The organism is Lewinella sp. JB7 (assembly GCF_024297185.1).
In the GTDB taxonomy this organism is placed as follows: Bacteria; Bacteroidota; Bacteroidia; order Chitinophagales; family Saprospiraceae; genus Neolewinella.
This window is the reverse complement of record NZ_JANCTD010000005.1, coordinates 333,370-354,080: the sequence shown is the minus strand read 5'-3', so window position 1 is coordinate 354,080 and position 20,711 is coordinate 333,370. Positions and strand designations below refer to the sequence as shown.

General features: G+C 63.6%; 15 protein-coding genes. 7 read left to right on the top strand and 8 right to left on the bottom strand.

Features of this window, described 5'->3' with window-relative positions:
• Positions 1-2: 2 nt before the first annotated feature.
• Genes NMA52_RS11480 through NMA52_RS11470 form a run of 3 tightly spaced genes read left to right on the top strand, consistent with a single transcriptional unit; the run spans position 3 to position 2,814 of the window.
• A complete protein-coding gene (locus NMA52_RS11480) occupies positions 3-1,103 on the top strand; it encodes an ABC transporter permease (protein ID WP_254827808.1) in 1,101 nt (366 codons plus the stop codon).
• Positions 1,104-1,123: 20 nt separating this feature from the next.
• Positions 1,124-1,999, top strand: a complete 876-nt coding sequence (locus tag NMA52_RS11475) for an ABC transporter ATP-binding protein (RefSeq protein ID WP_254827807.1) — start codon at positions 1,124-1,126, stop codon at positions 1,997-1,999.
• Positions 2,000-2,019: 20 nt separating this feature from the next.
• Positions 2,020-2,814, top strand: coding sequence for an ABC transporter ATP-binding protein (locus NMA52_RS11470; protein WP_371930965.1), 795 nt, complete (start codon positions 2,020-2,022; stop codon positions 2,812-2,814).
• Here NMA52_RS11470 and NMA52_RS11465 read toward each other — a convergent pair.
• The 8 genes from NMA52_RS11465 to NMA52_RS11430 all read right to left on the bottom strand — a co-directional run bounded on the left by NMA52_RS11465 (position 2,811) and on the right by NMA52_RS11430 (position 13,040).
• Entirely contained in the window at positions 2,811-3,467 is a 657-nt protein-coding gene (locus NMA52_RS11465; RefSeq protein WP_254827805.1) for a response regulator transcription factor, read from the bottom strand. The genes NMA52_RS11470 and NMA52_RS11465 overlap by 4 nt on opposite strands.
• A 48-nt stretch (positions 3,468-3,515) precedes the next feature.
• Entirely contained in the window at positions 3,516-5,213 is a 1,698-nt protein-coding gene (locus tag NMA52_RS11460) for an ATP-binding protein (RefSeq protein ID WP_254827804.1), read from the bottom strand.
• A gap of 3 nt (positions 5,214-5,216) precedes the next feature.
• Positions 5,217-5,819, bottom strand: a complete 603-nt coding sequence (locus NMA52_RS11455) for a DUF4202 domain-containing protein (RefSeq protein ID WP_254827803.1) — start codon at positions 5,817-5,819, stop codon at positions 5,217-5,219.
• A gap of 16 nt (positions 5,820-5,835) precedes the next feature.
• On the bottom strand, positions 5,836-6,201 hold the full coding sequence (nirD, locus tag NMA52_RS11450; RefSeq protein ID WP_254827802.1) for a nitrite reductase small subunit NirD: 366 nt from the start codon (positions 6,199-6,201) through the stop codon (positions 5,836-5,838).
• A gap of 35 nt (positions 6,202-6,236) precedes the next feature.
• Positions 6,237-8,750, bottom strand: coding sequence for a nitrite reductase large subunit NirB (gene nirB, locus NMA52_RS11445; protein WP_254827801.1), 2,514 nt, complete (start codon positions 8,748-8,750; stop codon positions 6,237-6,239).
• Between the two features lie 147 nt (positions 8,751-8,897).
• The gene (locus tag NMA52_RS11440) at positions 8,898-10,010 is read right to left on the bottom strand and encodes an NTP transferase domain-containing protein (RefSeq protein WP_254827800.1); all 1,113 of its coding nucleotides are present in this window, start codon (positions 10,008-10,010) and stop codon (positions 8,898-8,900) included.
• An 11-nt stretch (positions 10,011-10,021) separates the two neighbouring features.
• Positions 10,022-11,212 carry a molybdopterin molybdotransferase MoeA gene (locus NMA52_RS11435; protein ID WP_254827799.1) on the bottom strand — a complete coding sequence of 397 codons (1,191 nt, stop codon included), beginning with the start codon at positions 11,210-11,212 and terminating at the stop codon, positions 10,022-10,024.
• A gap of 19 nt (positions 11,213-11,231) precedes the next feature.
• Positions 11,232-13,040: a UbiD family decarboxylase gene (locus NMA52_RS11430; protein WP_254827798.1), complete on the bottom strand. Its 1,809-nt coding sequence runs from the start codon at positions 13,038-13,040 to the stop codon at positions 11,232-11,234.
• A 383-nt stretch (positions 13,041-13,423) separates the two neighbouring features.
• On the opposite strand from NMA52_RS11430, the gene NMA52_RS11425 reads away from it, so the two are divergent.
• The 4 genes from NMA52_RS11425 to NMA52_RS11410 all read left to right on the top strand — a co-directional run bounded on the left by NMA52_RS11425 (position 13,424) and on the right by NMA52_RS11410 (position 20,484).
• A complete protein-coding gene (locus NMA52_RS11425; protein ID WP_254827797.1) occupies positions 13,424-14,155 on the top strand; it encodes a sulfotransferase in 732 nt (243 codons plus the stop codon).
• Between the two features lie 10 nt (positions 14,156-14,165).
• A complete protein-coding gene (locus NMA52_RS11420; protein WP_254827796.1) occupies positions 14,166-15,062 on the top strand; it encodes an aminotransferase class IV in 897 nt (298 codons plus the stop codon).
• Positions 15,063-15,796: 734 nt separating this feature from the next.
• On the top strand, positions 15,797-19,006 hold the full coding sequence (locus NMA52_RS11415; protein ID WP_254827795.1) for a DUF1553 domain-containing protein: 3,210 nt from the start codon (positions 15,797-15,799) through the stop codon (positions 19,004-19,006).
• Positions 19,007-19,029: 23 nt separating this feature from the next.
• Positions 19,030-20,484, top strand: a complete 1,455-nt coding sequence (locus tag NMA52_RS11410; protein ID WP_254827794.1) for a DUF1501 domain-containing protein — start codon at positions 19,030-19,032, stop codon at positions 20,482-20,484.
• The last annotated feature ends 227 nt before the right edge of the window (positions 20,485-20,711 follow it).

The window sequence follows — 20,711 nt, the reverse complement described above, 5'->3', positions numbered from 1 at the left end:
CCATGGGCCACCCCACCACTACCACCGTCGCCGCCGCCCCCCGGGCCGCCCTCGCCTCGCTTTCCCGCCGCCTCCCCCGGCGGGTGAATATGCGCCGCAATCTCCCCGCCCTGGGGCGTAAACTCGCGATCTCCTTAACCTCCATGGCGATATTTTTGCTTCTCTGGCAGCTGAGCGCGGGCTACCTCTACGGGGTGGAAGCCACGGCCCGCATCGAGCGAACGACGCAGGAACAGGGCGCGGACGCGGGAGCCGCGATGGCCGCCTGTATTGCTTCCGGTGACGTCAGTTGCAAACCCAACACCCTGCCGTTCCCCCGTGAGGTGGTGCGGGCTGCGGGGCTGTTACTGGCCGATCACCGGGCCATCCGGACCAAGCAAGCGGAATTCGCCGCGGAAACCGCCGAGCTGAACGCCGCCCGGGCCGCCCGTGGCCTCGCGGCGATCACTTACACCGGGCGGCCGTCCTTCGTGGATCAGATCGGCACCAGCCTGAAAACGGTCGTCGTGGGCTTCCTGATCTCCCTGCTGATTGCCGTTCCCCTGGGGATCGTGATCGGGCTGAACGAAAACTTACGGATCGCCTTCAACTGGATGATCCAGGTTTTTAAACCGGTCTCGCCGGTGGTCTGGCTGCTGCTGGTCTTCATGATCGTAAAGACCCTTACTCTGGGCTCCGATACCGATACTTCCTTCCTCATCTCCTCCATCAGCGTGGGCCTGTGCGCCATGTGGGCTACCCTCGTGAACACCAGCGTCGGGGTTTCCTCGGTGAACCAGGACTACCTCAACGTCGCCCGCGTCCTCCAGCTGGGAATCGGAAAGAAGATCTTCCGGGTAATTCTGCCCTCGGCCATTCCCCTCATCTTCACCGGGATGCGCATTACCGTCAGCGTGGCCTGGATGGTACTCATCGCCATCGAACTGCTGGCGCAGAGCCCCGGTCTCGGCTCCTTCGTGTGGGAGGAATTTCAGAACGGCGGATCGGATTCCAACGCCAAGATCATCGTGGCGATGTTCGTCATCGGCCTGGTGGGTTTCCTGCTCGACCGCCTCATGTTCATGGTACAGGGCCGCGTGTCCTTCGAGAAGGCCATCGGATAACCCCCGCAAAATCAGTGCATATGTCCATTCCCGTAATTGAATTTCGCAACGTCAGCCAGTGGTACGGCGAGGGGGAATCCCGCACCGAAGTACTGTCCGACATCAACCTGAGCATCGCGGAGGGGGAGTTTCTGGCGATCGTCGGGTTCACCGGCTCCGGCAAGACCACGCTGGTGAACCTGATGACCGGCCTGCTCCGGCCCAGCTCCGGCCAGGTGCTCTACCGCGGCCAACCCATCAAGGGTCCGGCCCCGGAACGCGGCATCATCTTTCAGAATTACTCCCTCCTGCCCTGGTACACCGTCTACCAGAACGTCGCCCTGGCGGTCGATCAGGTGTATCCCGACTGGTCGAAGGACCGCCGGGAAGGACATATCCGGACTTTCGTGGAGATGGTCGGGCTTTCCCACGCCATCGATAAATTTCCCAGCGAACTCAGCGGAGGAATGCGCCAGCGCGTATCCATCGCCCGGGTTCTGGCGACCGACCCCGACCTCCTGCTGATGGACGAACCCCTCGGCGCGCTCGATGCCCTGACCCGCGGGAACCTCCAGGATGAGATTCTCCGGATCTGGAGTGCTAACCGGCGGACCGCCGTACTCATCACCAACGACGTGGACGAGGGCATCTTCATGGCCGATCGCATCCTTCCGCTCGATCCGGGGCCCGCCGCCGGGCTGGGGCCGGAGTTCCGCATCGACCTCGCGCGTCCGCGCGACAAGACCGACCTCAATCACGACCCGAACTTCAAACGGGTGCGCACCGAAATCCTGAATTACCTCGTCGCCCTGGGCGAATCTAACCGGCCACGGGCGGACAATTCCCTGCCGCTGCCCGACGTCCAACCCATCATGCCCGGTACCCGCAGCTTCGTCGCGGCGTGGCACCGGGACTAAATCCCCTCCCCATGACCACCATGCCCCCTGCCGCCCCCATTTCCCTGCGCGACGTCGTACTGGACTTCCGCGATCTCACGAAGACCTACCCCACCCCGACGGGGGAATACGTCGTGCTGGAGAAGCTACAGCTTCAGATCAAGAAGCAGGAGTTCGTCTCCATCATCGGCCACTCCGGCTGCGGCAAAACGACCCTCCTGACCATGATTGCGGGACTGAACGACATCTCCGGCGGAGAGATCCTGCTGAATGAATTTCCCATTACGGGGCCCGGGCCGGATCGGGGGGTCATCTTTCAGTCGCCGAGTCTGCTGCCGTGGATGACGGCCCTGGAGAATGTGCAGCTGGGGGTGGAACAGGTATTCCCCCATGCGACCCGCCGGCAGCGGCAGGACATCAGTCGGTATTACCTTGATAAGGTGGGGCTCGGCTCCCTACTTCACCGGAGGGCCTCCCAGCTCAGTCAGGGCATGCAACAGCGGGTGGGGATCGCCCGGGCCTTCGCTCTGAAACCCAAGATCCTGCTGCTCGACGAGCCCTTCGGGATGCTCGATTCCCTCACCCGTGCCGAACTGCAAGACGTGCTGCTCGAGGTGTGGGACAAAGAGAAGATCACGGCGATCCAAATCACGCATGACGTGGACGAGGCCATCTTCCTGGCCGACCGGGTAATCATGATGACTTCCGGTCCACGCGCGCAAATCGGAGACATCCTGCCCATCGATTTCGCCCGCCCCCGCCGGCGCAAGGACATCCTTAACCATCCCGATTACTACGGCTACCGCGAGCATCTCATCGGCTTCCTAGAGCACTAGGCCAGCCCAAGTTCCCGTACACGGCGGTTCAATTCGCTGCTGTTGCTCACCCCCAGCTTCTTCATCATGTTGAACCGGTGCGTCTCCACGGTCCGGCGGCTGAGGTCGAGCTGATCGGCGATTTCCTGATTGGTGGCACCCTGAAGGATGATGGGCAGGATCTGCCGCTCCCGGCGGGTCAGTTCGACCGCTTCCCGGGCGGCGGGAGCCGGTGCGCTCACCCCTCCTTCCGTACGCGTCAGTTGCCGGATCAGAATATTGGAAAGGTCGCCGCTGAAGTAGCGATCGCCCCCGACGATGGTGTGGACCGCCCGCAGGAACTCATCGCGGCTGGCATCCTTGAGCAAGTAACCGAAGGCTCCGGCGTCGATGGACTGGAGTACGTATTCTTCGCTGTCGTGCATGGAAAGCATCAGGCAGGGGGTCGGACTTCCTTCGCGTCGCAGGTGGCGCACCGCTTCTATCCCGTTCATTTTCGGCATCCGGATGTCCACGATGGCCAGGTCCGGCTTCAGTTCGCGGACCAGGGCGACCAATTCCTCCCCGTCGTTCGCCTCACCGACTACCTGCAGGTCGGATTGATCTTCGAGGAGGCGGCGGATACCGTCGCGGACCAGGGCGTGATCGTCGGCGAGTAAGATAGTAGTGGACATGATCGGTAGGGTGAATGGGGCGAGGCGACAAAATACAGGATTCGCCGATTAGCCCCCGCCGAGGGGCACGTTAATCGTGATGCGGGTACCCGTCTCCGGGGAGCTACGGATGAATAAGCGCCCGCGGAGTTGGGCGATGCGGTCCTCCATGGAGGCCAGACCGAGGCCGGACCCGTCGGTCCGCGATTTTACCGTTTCGGGGTCGAAGCCCTGGCCGTCATCGTCGACGGTCACGCTGAGGATGTCCTTGCCGGCCGACAGGGTGATGAGGATGTAGTTCGCGCCGGCGTACTTAATGGCATTGTTTACGGCTTCCTGGGTGATGCGGTAAAGGTTGAGCTCAGCGGCCGGGTCCAGGGTCGCCGTACACTGATCGTTTTCGAAAACTACCCGTTCGCCGGTCAGCCGGCTGAGTTCGCGGGCCATGCGTTCCAGGGTAGCGGCCAGGCCGTAGTCGCTCAGTTCGGGCGGGCGCAGATTGAAGGTTGCCATGCGGACGCCCCGGATGATATCGCCCGCCAGTTCCTTGAGCCGCTCGAGGTCGGCCTGGCTCCGCTCCGAACCGTCGAGCTTCAGGCTTTCCAGGCTAAACTTCAGGGCGGTGAGATTCTGCCCTACCCCGTCGTGGAGATCGCGGGCCACCCGCAGACGTTCCTTTTCCTGAGCCTCCGTGGTCTGGCGGGCCCGTCGGTGGGCGCGTTCCTTCTCTTCCGTAATTTGCCGTTCGGTCAGGGCATTCAGGGCGTCGCGGGCCATGCGGTTCTCGGTCACGTCGGTAGCCAGGACGAAGAGGTCCACGTCGGCCCCGGCCCGGCGCGCGGGCAGTACGCTCAGCTCGAGAAAGCGGGTGGCATCATCGCGGTCGGTAAGCTCCCACTCACCGCGCCAGGGCGTTACGGTGACGTTGCGCAGGATCTCGGCCATGCGAATCTGCCGCCCCTCGCCGCGGTTCAGCACCTGAGCGAAGGGGCGACCGACGACCGGAGCGTCCGCGCCCAGGAGTTCCCGGAACTTTTTGCTGAGGTGAATCAGGGTACCGTCGCTCCGCAGGGAGGCAAACAGCGCTGCTTCGTCGATGGCGGTGTTGAGCGCGTAGAGTTGGCCGAGGGTGGCGTTCTTCTCGGCTACCGCCTCCTCCGCCGCCCGCCGTGCTTTTTCCTGGGCGGCGCGCTCGGCATCGATTCGCTCGAACTGCCTGCGCACGAAGCGGCTCACGGGACGAAAGATGAAGAGTAATTCGAGCAGCAGGATCGTCAGCGTCAGGGCGGTAAGCCACCGGTTGACCTGCTGCAACCGATCGACTTTATTCGTCGCGGTGGCCGACAATTCGCCTACGATGGCATCCATGGCGGTAAGAAAGCTTTCGGAGAGCCTGTTGACGGTCGCCACCCGCCCGAGCGTATCGGAGAGCGCCGTACGGGCCAGGCTAAGCATCAGTGGGTCGAGCGCCCGCAGGCTATCCAGGACGGGCTGGCCCGTCAGCTCCCGCTTTAGCCAGGCGTGACGACTTTGCCAGTGCTCCACGTAGGTAGCGACGGATTCTCCCGCGCCGAGAGCCACTTCCTTGGCGATGCGCTGGCTCAGCATGCGCTGGCGGCCGGCAACGTTGATGATGTCGCCGTCCTTTTTTTGGTCGATCAGAAAACCGTCGACCAGCAGCAACTCACCGACCAGCGACAGCGCGATGAGGAACAGTGCCAGGAGATACGCGCGGCGGAGGCGGGAGAAGATGCGGTTCTCTCCCACGGCTTACCCGATTGTCGCGGCCTCCACTACCAGTCCCCGGACAACGGGGGGAAGGTCGGCGGCCAGGGCGGCTTCTTTCCCCCGATCCGACATCTTACGCAGAGTTTTTTGCAGAATATCGAGGATCTTCTCGCGGGTATGCTCGGCGGCAAACTCGGCGGCGTAAAATTTAAGGAATACGATACAGACCACGTCTTCCAGGGTCTGGGTGTCTTCGTCCCGTTTGAGCCGCTTCTTCTGGAGCAGAAAGGCTACGCGGTCGAGAATGTCGTCGTCGTAGCCGACCCCGGACAGGATCTCCCGCGCCCGCTCCGCGTGAAATTTCTTGAGGTCCGCGCGCCACCGCAGGTAGCCCTCACGGTCCATGGGGTAATCTTCCCGCGGGATCCGCCACCGTTCCAGGTGCTGAGCGCGGGCGGCCAGGCGCAGGGCGTCGGGCGCGGCAGGAGCGAAGCGATTCAACTCCTCCGTCATGCGGCGGGCGTAGAGTACTTCGTAGGGAACCTCGCCGCCATTGTTCGCTACGTGACGGGGGTCAGCGGCGTTGGCGGCATCGAGGGCTTCGAAGGCGGCGGTAAGTCGGGTCTTGGCATCCTGCTCTGGCATGGGCAAAAGGTACGGGCTAATCCGCAAATCCGATGTACACGTCCTCTCCCTCGACCCGTACGGGGTAGACGGCTACGGGCGGACAGTCGCCGTTCAGGTTTTCCCCGGTTTCCAGGCTGAAGGTACGTTTGTGCAGGGGGCAGGCCACCTTAGGAATGCCGTCTTGCTCGCCGATGAGTCCGCGGCCGAGTACGTTCTCCAGCTTGTGGGGGCAGAGGTTCTGGCAGGCGTACCACCGACGGTTGCGGTGAAAGTAGAAGACGGCGATCTGGCGGTTACCGTACTTGACGGTGGCGCCCGCGCCGGCGGGAAACTGGTGGGTGTGGCCGGCACGGAACCAGGTCGTGACCTGTTCGGGAAGGATGGTTTGGTAGGCGGTCATGGATAAGCATTGGAGGACCCCGGGGGGGGTCTGGGTTACCAGGGTTTGGGCATCTGTTGGTCGCGGAGGGGAACAAACTCGAGCTCTTCCGTGTCGTCGGTATTGACGAAGGGGCGGAAGCGGGCGCGCATCTCCGGATCCTCGATTACCTCCTTCCACTCACAGCGGTAGCCATTGACCAATCCCTGCATTTCGGTTTCCAGTTCCGCGGCGATGCCGAGCACGTCGTCCATTACCACGGATCTGAGGTAATCGATTCCCCCTTCCATCGTTTCCAGCCACTTCGCGGTACGGACCAGCGGCCCCGCCGTTCGGAGGTAGAACATGAGAAATCGGTCGAGGTAGCGAACGGCGGTCCGGCGGTCGATGGGTCCGGCGAGCAGTACGGCGTGTTTGGGCCGCGCGCCGCCGTTGCCGCAGACGTAGAGGTTGTAGCCTTCCTCTACCGCGATCAGCCCGAAGTCCTTGCCCCGGGCCTCGGCGCATTCGCGAATACATCCGCTGACGCCGCCCTTCAGCTTGTGGGGCGAACGTAAACCCTTGTACCGCTCCTCGATTTCGATGGCGAAGGATACGGACTCGTCCATCCCGTACCGGCACCAGGTACTGCCGACGCAGCTCTTCACGGTGCGCAGCGATTTGCCGTAGGCGTGCCCGCTCTCGAATCCGGCGGCAATGAGTTCCTCCCAGATGGGCGGCAACTGATCGAGACGTGCGCCGAAGAGGTCGATCCGCTGTCCCCCGGTAATCTTGGTGTACAGGCCGAACTTCTTGGCTACGGCCCCGATGGCGATCAGCTTATCGGGGGTGATCTCGCCGGCCGGTACGCGGGGAACGACGGAGTAAGTGCCGTTGCGCTGGATGTTGGCGAGAAAACGGTCGTTGGTATCCTGGATGACCGCCTGGGGGTTGGCCGTTTCGGCGTACACCGTAGCGAAGATGCCCGCGAGGGCCGGCCGGCATACCTCGCAGCCGTGGCCCCGTCCAAGCTCGTCCAGCGCCTCGTCGTAAGTCCGCAGTTGCCGCAGTACGATCAGGTCGCGCAGTTCCTGACGGGTGTGGGGAAAGTGCTCGCACAGCAGGTGGCGAACTACCTTCCCCCGGGCCTTCAGGTGTTGCTCCACCAGGTCGGAAAGAATAGGCTTACAGCCCCCGCACCCCGTCCCGGCCCCCGTACAGGCGATCAAGTCCTTTACCGAATGGGCTTGCTCCGCTTCGAGGTGGCCACAAAGCTGACCCTTGGTAATGTTTTCGCAGGAACAGATAACCGCTGCTTCCGGGAGTTCCGATATGCCGGCTCCCGCGTCCCCGCCCCCACTACCCCGACTTCCAAGGATCAGGTCCTGGGGCTGGGGAGGCAGGGCCAGCTGGTTCCGGTAGATCTGGTGGAGGCGGTTGTAGTCGGCCGCGTCGCCCACCAGGATACCGCCCAGTAACCGCCGACCGTCCGGGGAAACGTTAATGCGCTTGTACACCCCGCCGGCCTCGTCCCGGTACACGATGGAACGCGCCGTGCCCGGCTGCGGAAGGCAGTCGCCGAAACTGGCCACGTCGGTACCGATCAGTTTCAGCTTGGTGGACAGATCGATCGATTCCGGCATACACGCCGGGTCCGCATCCCGCATGAGGGTTGACAGGGCTACGCGTGCCATTTCGTACCCGGGGGCGACTAGTCCGTAGATCATATCGCGATACAGGGCGGCCTCGCCGATAACGAACACGTCGGGGGCGCTGGTCCGCATGTGCCGATCGGCCACGATGCCGCCCCGGGGCCCGACGGCGATACCGGACTTACGGGCGAGTTCATCGCGCGGTCGGATGCCCGCCGAAATGATGAGCAGGTCGGTTTCGAGTTGGGTACCGTCGGCAAAATCGAGATGGGTGATGCATCCGTTGCCGCCGATGGCGGTGGTGGACCGGGAGAGGTGAATCTTCAGTCCCAGCCCCTCCAGGGTTGTACGGAGGGATGCCGCTCCCCCCTCATCGAGTTGCCGGGGCATAAGGCGCGGCGCGAATTCGACGACGTCGGTGGCGAGCCCCATATCAAGGGTGGCCCTGGCGGCTTCCAGTCCGAGCAATCCTCCGCCCATCACCGTCGCCCGGGCGCCGGGTAGCTGCCGGAGGCGGGCGGCGTAATCCAGGATCGCGTCCAGGTCCTCGATCGTCCGGTAGACGAAGACCCCCGATTTGTCCTTACCCGGGACGGGGGGCACGAAGGGTACGGAGCCCGTGGCCAGGACCAGGTAGTCGTAGGTCATTTCGTGCCCGAGGTGGGTGCGCAGTATTCGGCGTTCGGGGTCGAGTTCCGTGACCAACTCACCAGTGCGCAGCTCAATGTCGCGGTCGGCGTACCACGCGCGGGTGGCGAGCGCCAGTTTGTCCGCGTCCCGGTCGGCGAAGTACGCGCTCAGGTGCACGCGGTCGTAGGCGGGGCGCCGTTCCTCCCCGAAGACGGTGAGCCTAAAGTCCCCGCGGCGGGGGTGGCGGGCGAAGAGATCGCAGAATTTGTGCCCGACCATTCCATTTCCGATGACGACGATCCGTTGCATACTGGCGCAGTTTTTGAATTACGTAGTTGACTACGTAAGCAAATCTACGTATACTTTACGTATATACGCAAATATTTCGGCTGATTTCGGGACACCGTCCGACGGCTATAGCCGTCGGACCGGTACCCGGCGGGTCGCTATCCGGCACTACGTACTACGCAGCTTCCCTTTCGTGGTACCTTTGGCTTCGTCCAGCAACTCCCGCACCCGTTGCCGTTCTTCCGGGGTATTGGCGTTCGTGAGGGGGCGCAAGTCGTCGAGATTGACAATGGTGGTGTCGCTGTTGATGAGCAGCTTACGGGGGCAGGAATAGCCCAGCGCCAGGAACTGCAGCAGGCGGGGGTACGCCCGGGGCTCGTAGATCGCTACGAGGGGCTCGGGCCACTCCCGGCCGGGTCCGCGGACGGCGGTGGCGACGCGGTCGCTACGACGGGCATCGATAAGAAGTTTCAGGGTCGGTGCTTCCAGGAGCGGAAGGTCGCAGGCCAGCACCAGCCAGGCGGCGTCGGGATCGGTGAGGAAGGCCGAACAGATGGCCCCCCCCGGTCCGAGCCCCAGGAAGCGGTCGGGAATGACGGGAGCGGGCAGATCCTCCCGGCCGCCATCGCGTACGGAAATGCTCACCGGTAACTGCAGGGACGCGCACAACTGTGTAAGCCGCTCGACTTCCGTGCGCCCCTCCCGGTACACCAGCCGACTCTTATCCTCCCCCATCCGCTCACTGCGGCCACCGGCGAGGATGAGCGCGCGCAGGGGAGCTTCCGCGGCCCGGACCTCCCGTTCGATCTCCGGAAGCAACTCCCCCACCCGATCTATTGGATATACGGGTACCGGCGGCAACCACCCGGGCAGCTCGCCAGTGACGTGCACCACCGCCCGTACGTCGGTCAGTTGGGACCGTCGTCGCTCCAGCGTCCCCGCCTTGGCCGTATCCACGAAGACGATCTGCCGGGCGGCGGGATAGTGATTGCCGTTCACCAGCGCCACGGCGTAAGCACGCCCCAGTAACCGGTCGTCGTACTCATTCCAGGAAGTGGTGAGGGTGGAGAAGCGCTTGCGCCCGAAACGTTGGGAAGCGGCCAGGTCGGCATCCTCATGGTCGCCGGTGACCAGCAGGCAGGGGTGACGCGGGGATAGTGCCTCGGCCCATTCCCACATAATCGCCTCCATCCGCGCACAGGTGGAGCCCACGAAGGCAAATTCCGTACGGGCGTAGTGCCCCAGCGCGGGGCGGGTCAGTTTAGGATGCTTCTGGTGCATGAGGGTAGCGTTTAGTGGAGGCGCAGCGGTAAATAAGGAAATTGCTCACCGGCCCCAAAGTTGGTCTGCCCGGCGGGGAGCACCGCGAATCCGTCGGTATCCAGCAGACTGACCAGATCGCCGCTGCCGCTGCCCCGCACCGGGCGGGCCCGGAGGGTAGCCGAGGAAGCATCGACGGCGACCGACAGGAATAAGGTAAGCGCGGGAGAAAATTCGGTGTCCTCCGTCAGCTGCACCCGCAAGTCGGGGCGCTCGACCTGCAGTTGCTTGCTCAGCCACGGCCCGACGTAGGCTACCGCGCCGACGAGACTGGAGACGGGATTTCCCGGCAGGGCGAACACCATCGTATCCCTGTTCCGGCCCACCCAGAGGGGTTTTCCGGGGCGTTGAGCGACCCGGTGGAAGAGTTGCTCGATCCCGGCGCGCGCGAGCCAGTCGGGTACGTGATCCAGTTTCCCCTTGGAGACGCCTCCGCTGAGCAACAGCAGGTCGTGGTCGGCAATCAGTTTTCGGAGGGTACTTTCTCCGGCTCCGGCTTCGTCCGGTAGGTGGCTCAGCGTGGGTTCGATGCCGACGGCCCGGAACAGGCCCGCCAGTTGGTGTACGTTGGAGCTGCGAATCTGGTGATCGAGGGGAACCTGATGCACGGGTACCACCTCGTCGCCGGTGGAGGCAATGGCCACCCGGGGCAGTTTGCTCACTTCCACCTCCCCCACCCCGTAGGTGGCCAGCACCGCCAACTGGGCCGGACCGATCGTACGCCCGGCCTCCATCATCAGATCGCCGGAGGTGCCGTCGCTTCCGCGGTGGTGAATGCTGCGGTCGTCCTCTACGCCGTCCGGAACCACGAAGTCCCCCTCCACCCGCTCCAGGTCCTCGTAGCGGATCACGGTCGTCGTTCCCGGGGGCAGAGGCGCACCCGTCATGACCTCCACACAGTAGGTCGGGTCGCGCAGGGGCTGGGGGGCGGTGCCCGCAGGAGCCAGGTGAGATACGGAAAAGCGACGCTGCCCGGTGGCGTAGACGGCGTGATCCAGAGCGATTCCATCCATAGCCACCCGGTCGAAGGGGGGCTGATCGCGGTCGGCGTAGACGCGCTGACACAGGACGCGGCCCGTAGCCCGGTCTAGGGGAAGAGTTTCGGTGCCCCAGTCGAAGCGTTGCTGCAACACCAGTTCCAGGGCGGTGGTATGCTCGATCATGGACGCAAGTTAAGGGGGCTTACCCCAGGTAGCGATCGACAATCTTTGCCGCCCGCGCCTCCACGGCGGGATCCACGACCAGACCGGGGGCGTGCCACGGCTTCACCCGCGCATCGATCACGACCGCCCCCCGGCAGCCCCAGTGTTTGTGCTCGGTAAAGGCATCGATGCCGTGGACGTCATGACTCGGATTGCTGCGCGTAAAGGTGGCCCAGACGAAGTTGGAAAAGTCGGCGGCGAGAAAGGCGCTGTCGTCGCATAAGACGAGGAGGGGATGGCTGGATAAGGGGATGAGTTGAGAAGTGGATGCCAGCCGGTTCACGTCTTCGTAGCTGGATTTGTCCGTAAACGGGGGCGCTTCGATGGCCAGGATGCCCGGGGCGACCATGCGGGGATTCGCGAAGCCCACCGGCAGTTGGACTTTATCGGGAATATCCGTTCCCAGCTCCCGGCGCTTCCCCCCCCGGCACGCCCAGATGAGTTTGGAGCCCGCGTTCCAGCCGGAGCCGGAGTAGTCGAGGGTGTCGATGGTGGTGCGGGTCTGGAAGTGAAGATCGCGGGTGGGGTCGAAGCGCTCGAGCAGGTGGCGGAAGAAGGCCGGTTGGTCGTTGGCATCTAGTTCGGGGTCATCTTCTTCGGCGACAATGAGGCAGTACTTGGCCAGGCTGGTTTGTCCGGACCCCAGGATGCGGTTGGCCTGGGTGATGATCTCCTCCGGCACCCGCTCGCGGAAGGGCATGTAGCGTTCCGATCCGACGGCCAGCAGGAGAGGATGGACGCCCGCTTCGTCGACGGCATTGATCTGCTTGATGCCCGGAAATTCTCCGGGGGTCAGGTCCTTCACGATCTTATGGATCAGGTACCCGAAACTGGAATCCTCCGCCGGCGGCCGCCCGACCACCGTGAAGTGCCAGAGCGGATCCTTGCGGTGCCAGACGGTCTCAACGTCCATCACCGGAAAGTCGTGCTGCAGGCTGTAGTAACCGAGGTGGTCGCCGAAGGGGCCCTCCGGCTTCTTTTCGTCCTTGCGGATGGTACCGGTGATCACGAAGTCGGCGTCGGCGGAGAGCAGGTGATCGCCGTCCCAGGCGTAGCCGAAGCGCCGGCCGGCGAGCATGCCGGCGAAGGTCATTTCACTCAGGCCCTCCGGCAGCGGCATGATGGCGCAGAAGGCATGGCTGGGCGGTCCACCCACGAAGATCGAGCAGCGGAAGGGTGCGTCGGACTTATTGTACTCCGTGTGGTGGATCCCGATGCCGCGGTGCAGCTGATAGTGGAGTCCGACCTCCTCGTTGAGGCGGTAATCGTTGCCGGTGAGCTGGATGCGGTACATGCCGATGTTGCTCTCCATGGGCTTACGGCTTCCCGGGGGCAGGGTACAGACCTGCGGGAGGGTCACGAAGGCTCCCCCGTCCATGGGCCAGGATTTGATGAGCGGCAGCTGGTCGATCGTCGTGCGGGCGTAGCGGACGGCGGGGCGCAGGTGCCGGCGGGGCAGGGCGGAGAGCGCGGTGAACGGGCTACCGGCGTAGCGCAACGGGTTTTTGGCGAAGTTGGCGGGGTCGGCCTTCAGTTCCACGACCCGTTTGACGCGCGGGAGGGTTTGGCGAAAAAGAAAATCGGTGCGTTCCTGGGTGCCGTAAAGATTGGAGATGGCCTGGAAGGGACTCCCCTTTACCCGTTCGTAGAGGATGGCCGGTCCGCCGCGGTCGAACACCTGGCGGTGAATTTCGGCCATTTCGAGATCGGGATCCACTTCTTCGGGAATGCGGAGCAGTTGTCCCGTTCGTTCGAGGTCATCGGCGGCGGCGCGGAGGGATGCGTACATGCCTCCAAGAATGAAGGGGAGGCGGATTTGGTTGCGGCCGCCACCACTATACCCTCTTCAGGGTTTGCCTATAAAAGCAAACCCCCGACCGAAACGGCCGGGGGTATAAGATTTGAGAGACACTTTGAACAACACAAAACCAATCTAAAATTCTATAGGCTGTCATAAAACTACTGTACTTACCCAAAAAAGCAAGCCCCCGGATTCACCGTACCCCCAAAAAATGCTCTTTTTTTCGGGGGTGCGGCCGCTTTCCCGACCGTTTACCCGCCGACACCTACCTTTTCGGGGCCAACGGACACCGCTTACAGTATTTCCCTTTTTTCAGATATTTTTCGCAGCACTTCTTTTTTTTGCCGCTTTTCTCCTTCTTCTTCTTTGCCATGCATTCCATAACCCGCCAGCGCATCAACCTGTGGTCATCGCCGCGTAATATTAGTACGGCCCTGCTGTACGCCTTCGCTCAGCGTTCCGATACCCGGGTAGTTGACGAGCCCCTCTACGCCCACTACCTGTGCCGCCAGCCCACCGAGGCCGACCATCCGGGGCGGCAGGCGGTGCTGGATAGCCAGGAGCACGACGGGCAAAAAGTGGTGGACCGCATGCTGCACCACGACTACGGCGCCCCGGTCGTGGTGTTCAAACAAATGACGCACCACCTGGTCGACCTCGACCGGTCCTTCCTGACCCGCATGACGAACGTCCTGCTGATCCGCGACCCCCGGGAAATACTGGCTTCCTTCTCCCGGGTGGTCGATCGGGTGACGGACGAGGACATCGGGCTACCCCAGCAGGGTCGGCTCTTCACGGAATTGCACGGCACCCGCGCCCCCGCCGCCGTCCTCGACAGCCGCCGCCTACTGGAAGACCCGCCCGGCGTACTCATGCGCCTCTGCGACCACCTTGACCTCCCCTACGAGCCCGCCATGCTCTCCTGGCCCGCCGGGCCGAAACCCTACGACGGCAGCTGGGCCGAATACTGGTACGCGGGCGTCCACGAAAGCACGGGCTTTCACCCCTACCGGCCTAAATCCGCGGAGCTTCCCCCCGCACTGAACGATATTGCGGAACGGTGCCGACCGATCTACGAAAAACTGCTCACCCACGCGCTTTAGACCACTCCCCATGCTTCAAGGATTCAACCCCGCCAACCAGGACATTCAGGTGTACATCGACGGCCAACTGCTGCACCGCGACGCGGCCAAGGTTAGCGTATTCGACAGCAGCGTCCAGGGGGGTGATGCGGTGTGGGAAGGATTGCGGGTTTACGACGGTCGCGTGTTCTCCCTGGAGGCCCACCTCGACCGCCTCTTCGACTCCGCCCACGCCCTCTGGTTTCAGAACGTGCCGAGCCGGGAAATCGTGGTCGATGCCATCCGGCAAACCCTGGAAGCCAACGCCATGCGCGACGACGTCCACATCCGGCTTACGCTGACCCGCGGGGTTAAGGTGACGTCTGGGATGGACCCTCGCCTCAACCAGCAGGGCTGCACCCTGATCGTGCTTGCCGAACACAAACCGCCAGTGTATCCGGAATCCATCACCCTGGCCACCAGTTCGGTACGGCGTAACAGTCCGATGAGCATCGACAGCAAGATTCACCACAACAACCTGATCAACAACATTATGGCCAAGATCGAGGCCAATCAGGCGGGGGCCGACGCCGGTCTGATGCTCGATAAGGACGGATTCGTCTCCGAAGCTAATGGAGTGAACGTATTCCTCATCCGCCGGGGCAAGGTGCGGACGCCGTGGGCCGACTACTGCCTGCCCGGCATCACCCGAGCTACCGTACTCGATATTTGCCGGGCCCACGGGATTCCCTGCGCGGAGGCCCGCATTTCTCCGAGTGAGTTCTACGTAGCCGACGAGGTGTTCACCACCGGGACGATGGGTGAACTGACGCGGGTGAGCGCCATCGACGGACGCGCGATCGTGAATAAGTACGGGGAGTCGGTGCTGGAGCGGGTGCGGTCGCACTTTCGGGAACTGACGCGGTCGGCGGGGACGAGGTTGGTGTGATGTAAAGAATAGGTCGAGCGGCCTCCGGCCCGAGACATCATAGGTCGAGGCGTTGCACGCCGAGATTAGGCAAAAGGTCGAGCGGCCTCTGGTCCGAGACACGTTCACCACGGATTTGAGGTTTCAGGTCGAGCGGCCTCCGGTCCGAGACACGTTCACCACGGTTTTGAGGTTTCAGGTCGAGCGGCCTCCGGTCCGAGACACGTTCACCACGGATGGGCACGGATTTCCACGGATTTTGCTGCCGCACGGCTCAGGTCGAGGCGTTGCACGCCGAGTCTAGCAAAAGGTCGAGCGGCCTCCGGTCCGAGACACGTTCACCACGGATGGGCACGGATTGAACACGGATTTTGCTGCCGCACGGCTTGGGTCGAGGCGTTGCACGCCGAGTTTAGCAAAAGGTCGAGCGGCCTCCGGTCCGAGACACGTTCACCACGGATTTGAGGTTTCAGGTCGAGTGGCCTCCGGCCCGAGACACGTTCACCACGGATGGGCACGGATTTCCACGGATTTTGCTGCCGCACGGTTCGGGTCGAGGCGTTGCACGCCGAGCCGTGCACGACGGATTCGAGGTTTCAGGTCGAGCGGCCTCCGGCCCGAGACACGTTCACCACGGATGGGCACGTATTTCCACGAATTTCCCCACCCGTCTGCCCAGGGGTGGCCCCTCGCCGAGAATAGCTTAGTAGTCTGCGAAACTTTGTATACTTGGTAGCCAAAGTCGAATCCGCACCATGCCCCCACACCCACGGAAGTCGAACGCGCTCCTGCCCCTGTTCGCCGTAGCGGTGTCTTTGCTGTGTATGGCCGGCTGCGGTAGCGGACCCACGGAAGACTGGATGGCCACGGTACCGGATCAGCCGGACTTCACCTTCGACGTCAAGCCCATCCTGTCCGATCGCTGCTTCGCCTGCCACGGTCCGGACCCCACCAAACAGAAAGCCGGCCTGGCGCTGCACACCGCCGAGGGTGCGTTTCGGGAACTCCGGGAAAAGCCCGGCCATTTCGCCATCGTACCCGGGGACCCCGCCGCCAGCGAAGTATATCGCCGCCTGGTCAGCGAGCGGCCCGACGTCGTCATGCCCCCGCCGGAGAGCCACCTGACCACCACCCCCTACGAGCGGGAAGTGATCCGCCGGTGGATCGAGCAGGGAGCCATCTACCAACCGCACTGGGCTTTCACCCCCCCGCGGCCGGTCGCGGTACCGGAGGTAGATGACCCCGCCGCCTGGGCCGAAAGCGCGATCGACACCTTCGTACTGGCCATGCTGACAAAGAAGGGGATGCAGCCGAGTCCCGCGGCCGATAAGGCCACGCTGCTGCGCCGGGTGACCTTCGACCTTACCGGTCTGCCCCCGACCCCGGAGGAGCTGGCGGCTTTCGTGGAGGATGATGCTCCCGTCGCCTACGAGAAAGTGGTCGACCGGCTGCTCGCTTCCCCCCACTACGGCGAGCGCATGGCCTCCATCTGGCTCGACCTGAGTCGCTACGCCGACAGCCACGGCTACCAGGACGACCGCCCCCGCACGATGTGGCCCTGGCGCGACTGGGTCGTCAGCGCCTACAACGATAACCTGAACTACCGCGACTTCGTCACCTGGCAGCTGGCCGGCGACCTCCTGCCCGACCCCACCTACGCGCAACGACTGGCCACCGGCTTCAACCGCAACCACCCGATCACCCAGGAGGGCGGCATTATCCCGGAAGAATACCTGGCGGAATACGCCTCCGACCGCACCCACGTCTTCGGCACCGCCTTTCTCGGCCTCACCGTCGAGTGCGCCAAGTGCCACACCCACAAGTACGACCCGATCCTGCACACGGACTACTACCAGCTCACCGCCTTCTTCAACAACATCAACGAACGGGGCGCCGCCAACGGCTACTATGACGAAGCCCCCGTACCCAACATGACAATCGAAGACCCCGCCCTGATCGAGCGGATCGAGGGGGTGAAGGCGTACATTGCCCGACTGGAAAGTACCCAGCGGGAACTGGAGCGTTCCCGCGGACTACCGATTGTACACGCACCGGAAGCATCCGCGGCGGAGCGCCTGGACCGGGGGCTCGTCGCTCACTACCGCTTCGACGAGAATCCGGGCAAACGAACCCGGGCGACGGTACCGGAGGGAGAAAACGGGTGGATGAACTACAACCTGCCGCCGACCTTTGCGAACGTCGAGGTAACCACGGGTAATAGCGGCGATGCCCTCACCTTCGATGGGGAAAACTACGTCTCCCTGGGCCTCATCGGCGATTTCGAGCATCATCAGCCCTTCTCCGCCACGGTCTGGATCCGGCACGACGGGCGGGGCAATACCCGCGCGATCTTCGGCAAGCGCATGGACGAACTGCGGCACAACGGCTACGACCTGGTGCTCACGACGGGGAATAAGCTTGCCTTCCGCCTGTCCGGATTCTGGTGGCAGCCGGACCGGTACCCGGACGATCTGGAGGCCGTGGAGGTGCGTAGCGTGGCATCAGTACCCGCCGGCGCCTGGCAGTCGGCGGCGGTGACCTACGACGGTTCCGGGCGGGCGGACGGCATACAACTTTACCTGGGCGGACGCGCGCAGGAGCAACGAACCCTGGTAGACAACCTACGCGGTAAAACGATTCTGAACGGCAACCACTTCGCGCTGGGCAACTGGAACCAGCGGGGGAAAATTAAGGGGGAGCTGGGTGGCTTCGCCGGCGGCGCGATCGACGAACTGCGGGTGTACGACCGCGAGCTCAGTCCGGTGGAGATTGCCCTGCTTTCCCGGGCGGTCACTCCGGAGGATCTCCCGGAAGCATCGCTTGCCCTGGACCGCTTTGCTCCCGCGTCCGCGCATAAGCATATGCTGCTGCACTATTCGGACACCTACCGCCGCAACGTGGAGTTGCTGGACAGTCTGCGGGCGGTGGATCAATCCGTACCCTCCGTTATGATCATGGAGGAGCGCGATACGGTAGCCCCGACCTACCTGCGGCTGCGCGGGGAATATGACCAACTCGGCGAACGGGTCGAGCGGAAGGCACCCAGCGCCCTCCCTCCCCTCCCGGAAGGCGCGCCGAAGGACCGACTCGGCCTGGCGCAATGGCTGTTCTCCGACGATCACCCCCTCACCGCCCGCGTAGCCGTGAACCGCCTGTGGCAGCAGATTTTCGGGCGGGGGCTCGTCAAGACCGCCGACGACTTCGGCAACCAGGGGGAACTGCCCACCCACCCGGAACTACTGGACTACCTGGCCCTGGCCTACCGCGATAGTGGCTGGGACACCAAGGCCATGCTGCGCACGATGGTGCTCTCCAAGACTTACCGCCAGGACGGCAGGCTACGGCCCGGAGATCACGAACGGGACGGTGAAAACAAGTGGCTGGCCCGGGGACCGGCCGGGAAGCTTACCGCCGAGATGCTGCGCGACCAGGCCCTCGCGGCCAGCGGACTCCTCAACGACGAGATCGGGGGGAAATGGGTGAAACCCTACCAACCAAAGGGGCTGTGGAACGAAATGGCCTCCGAGATCGGGGAACCCGTCTACCGCCCGAGCCGGGGCGCCGACCTTTTCCGTCGCAGCCTCTACACCTACTTCAAGCGGACCATCCCGCCCCCGGATATGCTGACGATGGACGCCGCCGAACGCACCGTCTGCACCGTGAAGCGACAGGAAACGAGTACCCCCCTGCAGGCGCTGCTGGTGCTCAACGCACCGCTGTACCACGAGGCCTCCCATCACTTGGCGCGGACGTTGCTGGCCCGGAATCTGTCGGGAACCGCGCTGATCGAACGGGCCTTCGAGCGCATCGTCTCCCGCCCGCCCAACCCGGAGGAGCGGGACATCCTGATTGAAATGCTGGAGGAGAACCGGACACACTATTCCTCCGAGCCGACCGCCGAGCCGACCGCCGCCAGCCTGGTGGTGAGCGCCATCTTTAACCTCGACGAAGCCCAGCGAAAATGAGGCATCTCCCCAAACACCCCACTATGTTGCTCGACCCCACCGACGAGGCCAGATTACGGATGAACCGCCGCCACTTTTTCGGCCGGGCTAGCCTAGGATTGGGGTCGCTGGCGATGGGTACCCTGCTGGGCTGTAGCAAAGAGAAGCCCGCCCTCATCCAGTCCCCGGATCCGACTTCCCGCCTCCACCTGCCACGCATTGCCAAGCGGGTGATCTACCTCTTTCAGTCGGGCGGGCCCAGCCAGTACGAACTCTTCGACCATAAGCCCGTGCTGCAAGAGCGTCAGGGCGAGGAACTGCCCGAGAGCGTTCGCGGCGATCAGCGGCTCACCGGCATGACCTCCGGCCAGGGCAGCAAACCGATGGCCGGCTCCCTCTTCGACTTCCAGCAACATGGCGAAAGCCGGGCCTGGGTAAGCGAACTGATGCCCCATACGGCGGCCATTGCCGACGACCTCTGCTTCATCAAGACGATGCACACCGAGGCGATTAACCACGATCCGGCCATCACCTTTTTCCAGACCGGCAGTCAGCAGGCGGGACGACCGAGCATCGGGTCCTGGATGAGTTACGGACTGGGCAGCGACAACGAAAACATGCCCGCCTTCACGGTACTGCTGAGCCGCGGCGCCCAGCGGCCCCAGCCGATCTACTCCCGTCTCTGGGGCAACGGCTTCCTACCCTCCCTCCACCAGGGCGTGCAGTTCCGCGGCGGTAAGGATCCCGTCCTCTACCTCCGCGACCCCGCGGGCGTGGACCGCAACACTCGCCGCCGCTTCCTCGACGGGCTGGCCAAACTGAACGAACTGCGCCTCCGGGACTTCGGTGACCCCGAGATCGACAGCCGCATCAGCCAGTACGAAATGGCCTACCGAATGCAAACCTCCGTGCCGGAAGTGATGGACCTCTCCGACGAGCCGGACGAAGTATTCGAACTGTACGGAGAGGACGCCCGCAAACCGGGCACCTACGCCGCCAACTGCCTCCTCGCCCGCCGGATGGCCGAGCGGGACGTGAAGTTCATCCAGCTCTACCACCTCGGGTGGGACCAGCACGCCGACCTGCCCCGCGAGATCGCCTCACAGGCCCGCGACACCGACCGGGCCTCCGCCGCCCTCGTGACCGACCTCAAGCGCCGCGGACTCCTGGAGGATACTCTGGTAATTTGGGGCGGTGAATTTGGCCGCACCAACTTCAGTCAGGGCAGCCTCACCGCCACCAACTACGGCCGCGACCACCACCCGCGCTGCTTCACCATTTGGATGGCCGGCGCCGGCGTCAAACCCGGCATCAGCTACGGCCGGACCGACGAGCTCGGCTACAACATCGTGGAACACCCAGTGCACGTCCACGACTTTCAGGCTACCCTACTCCACCTCGCCGGCGTGGACCACGAACGCCTCACCTTCAAGCACCAGGGCCGCCGCTACCGGCTCACGGACGTGCACGGGGAAGTGGTGCGGGATGTGCTGGCGTGAGGGGGTACTTTCTCTAGTCAAGTCGGGCGACGAACTGTAGGGGACGACGAGTGAGTTGTGAAAAATCCGTAAACCAAATCAGTGGCTGTCCGTGGTGAGGAGCTACCACATTCGGCGTGCAACGCCTCGACCTGATGATGCTCAAATCCGTGAGAATCGGTGGCCATCCGTGGTGAAGACTCGGACCAGAGGCCACTCGACCTGATGATGCTCGAATCCGTGCAAAT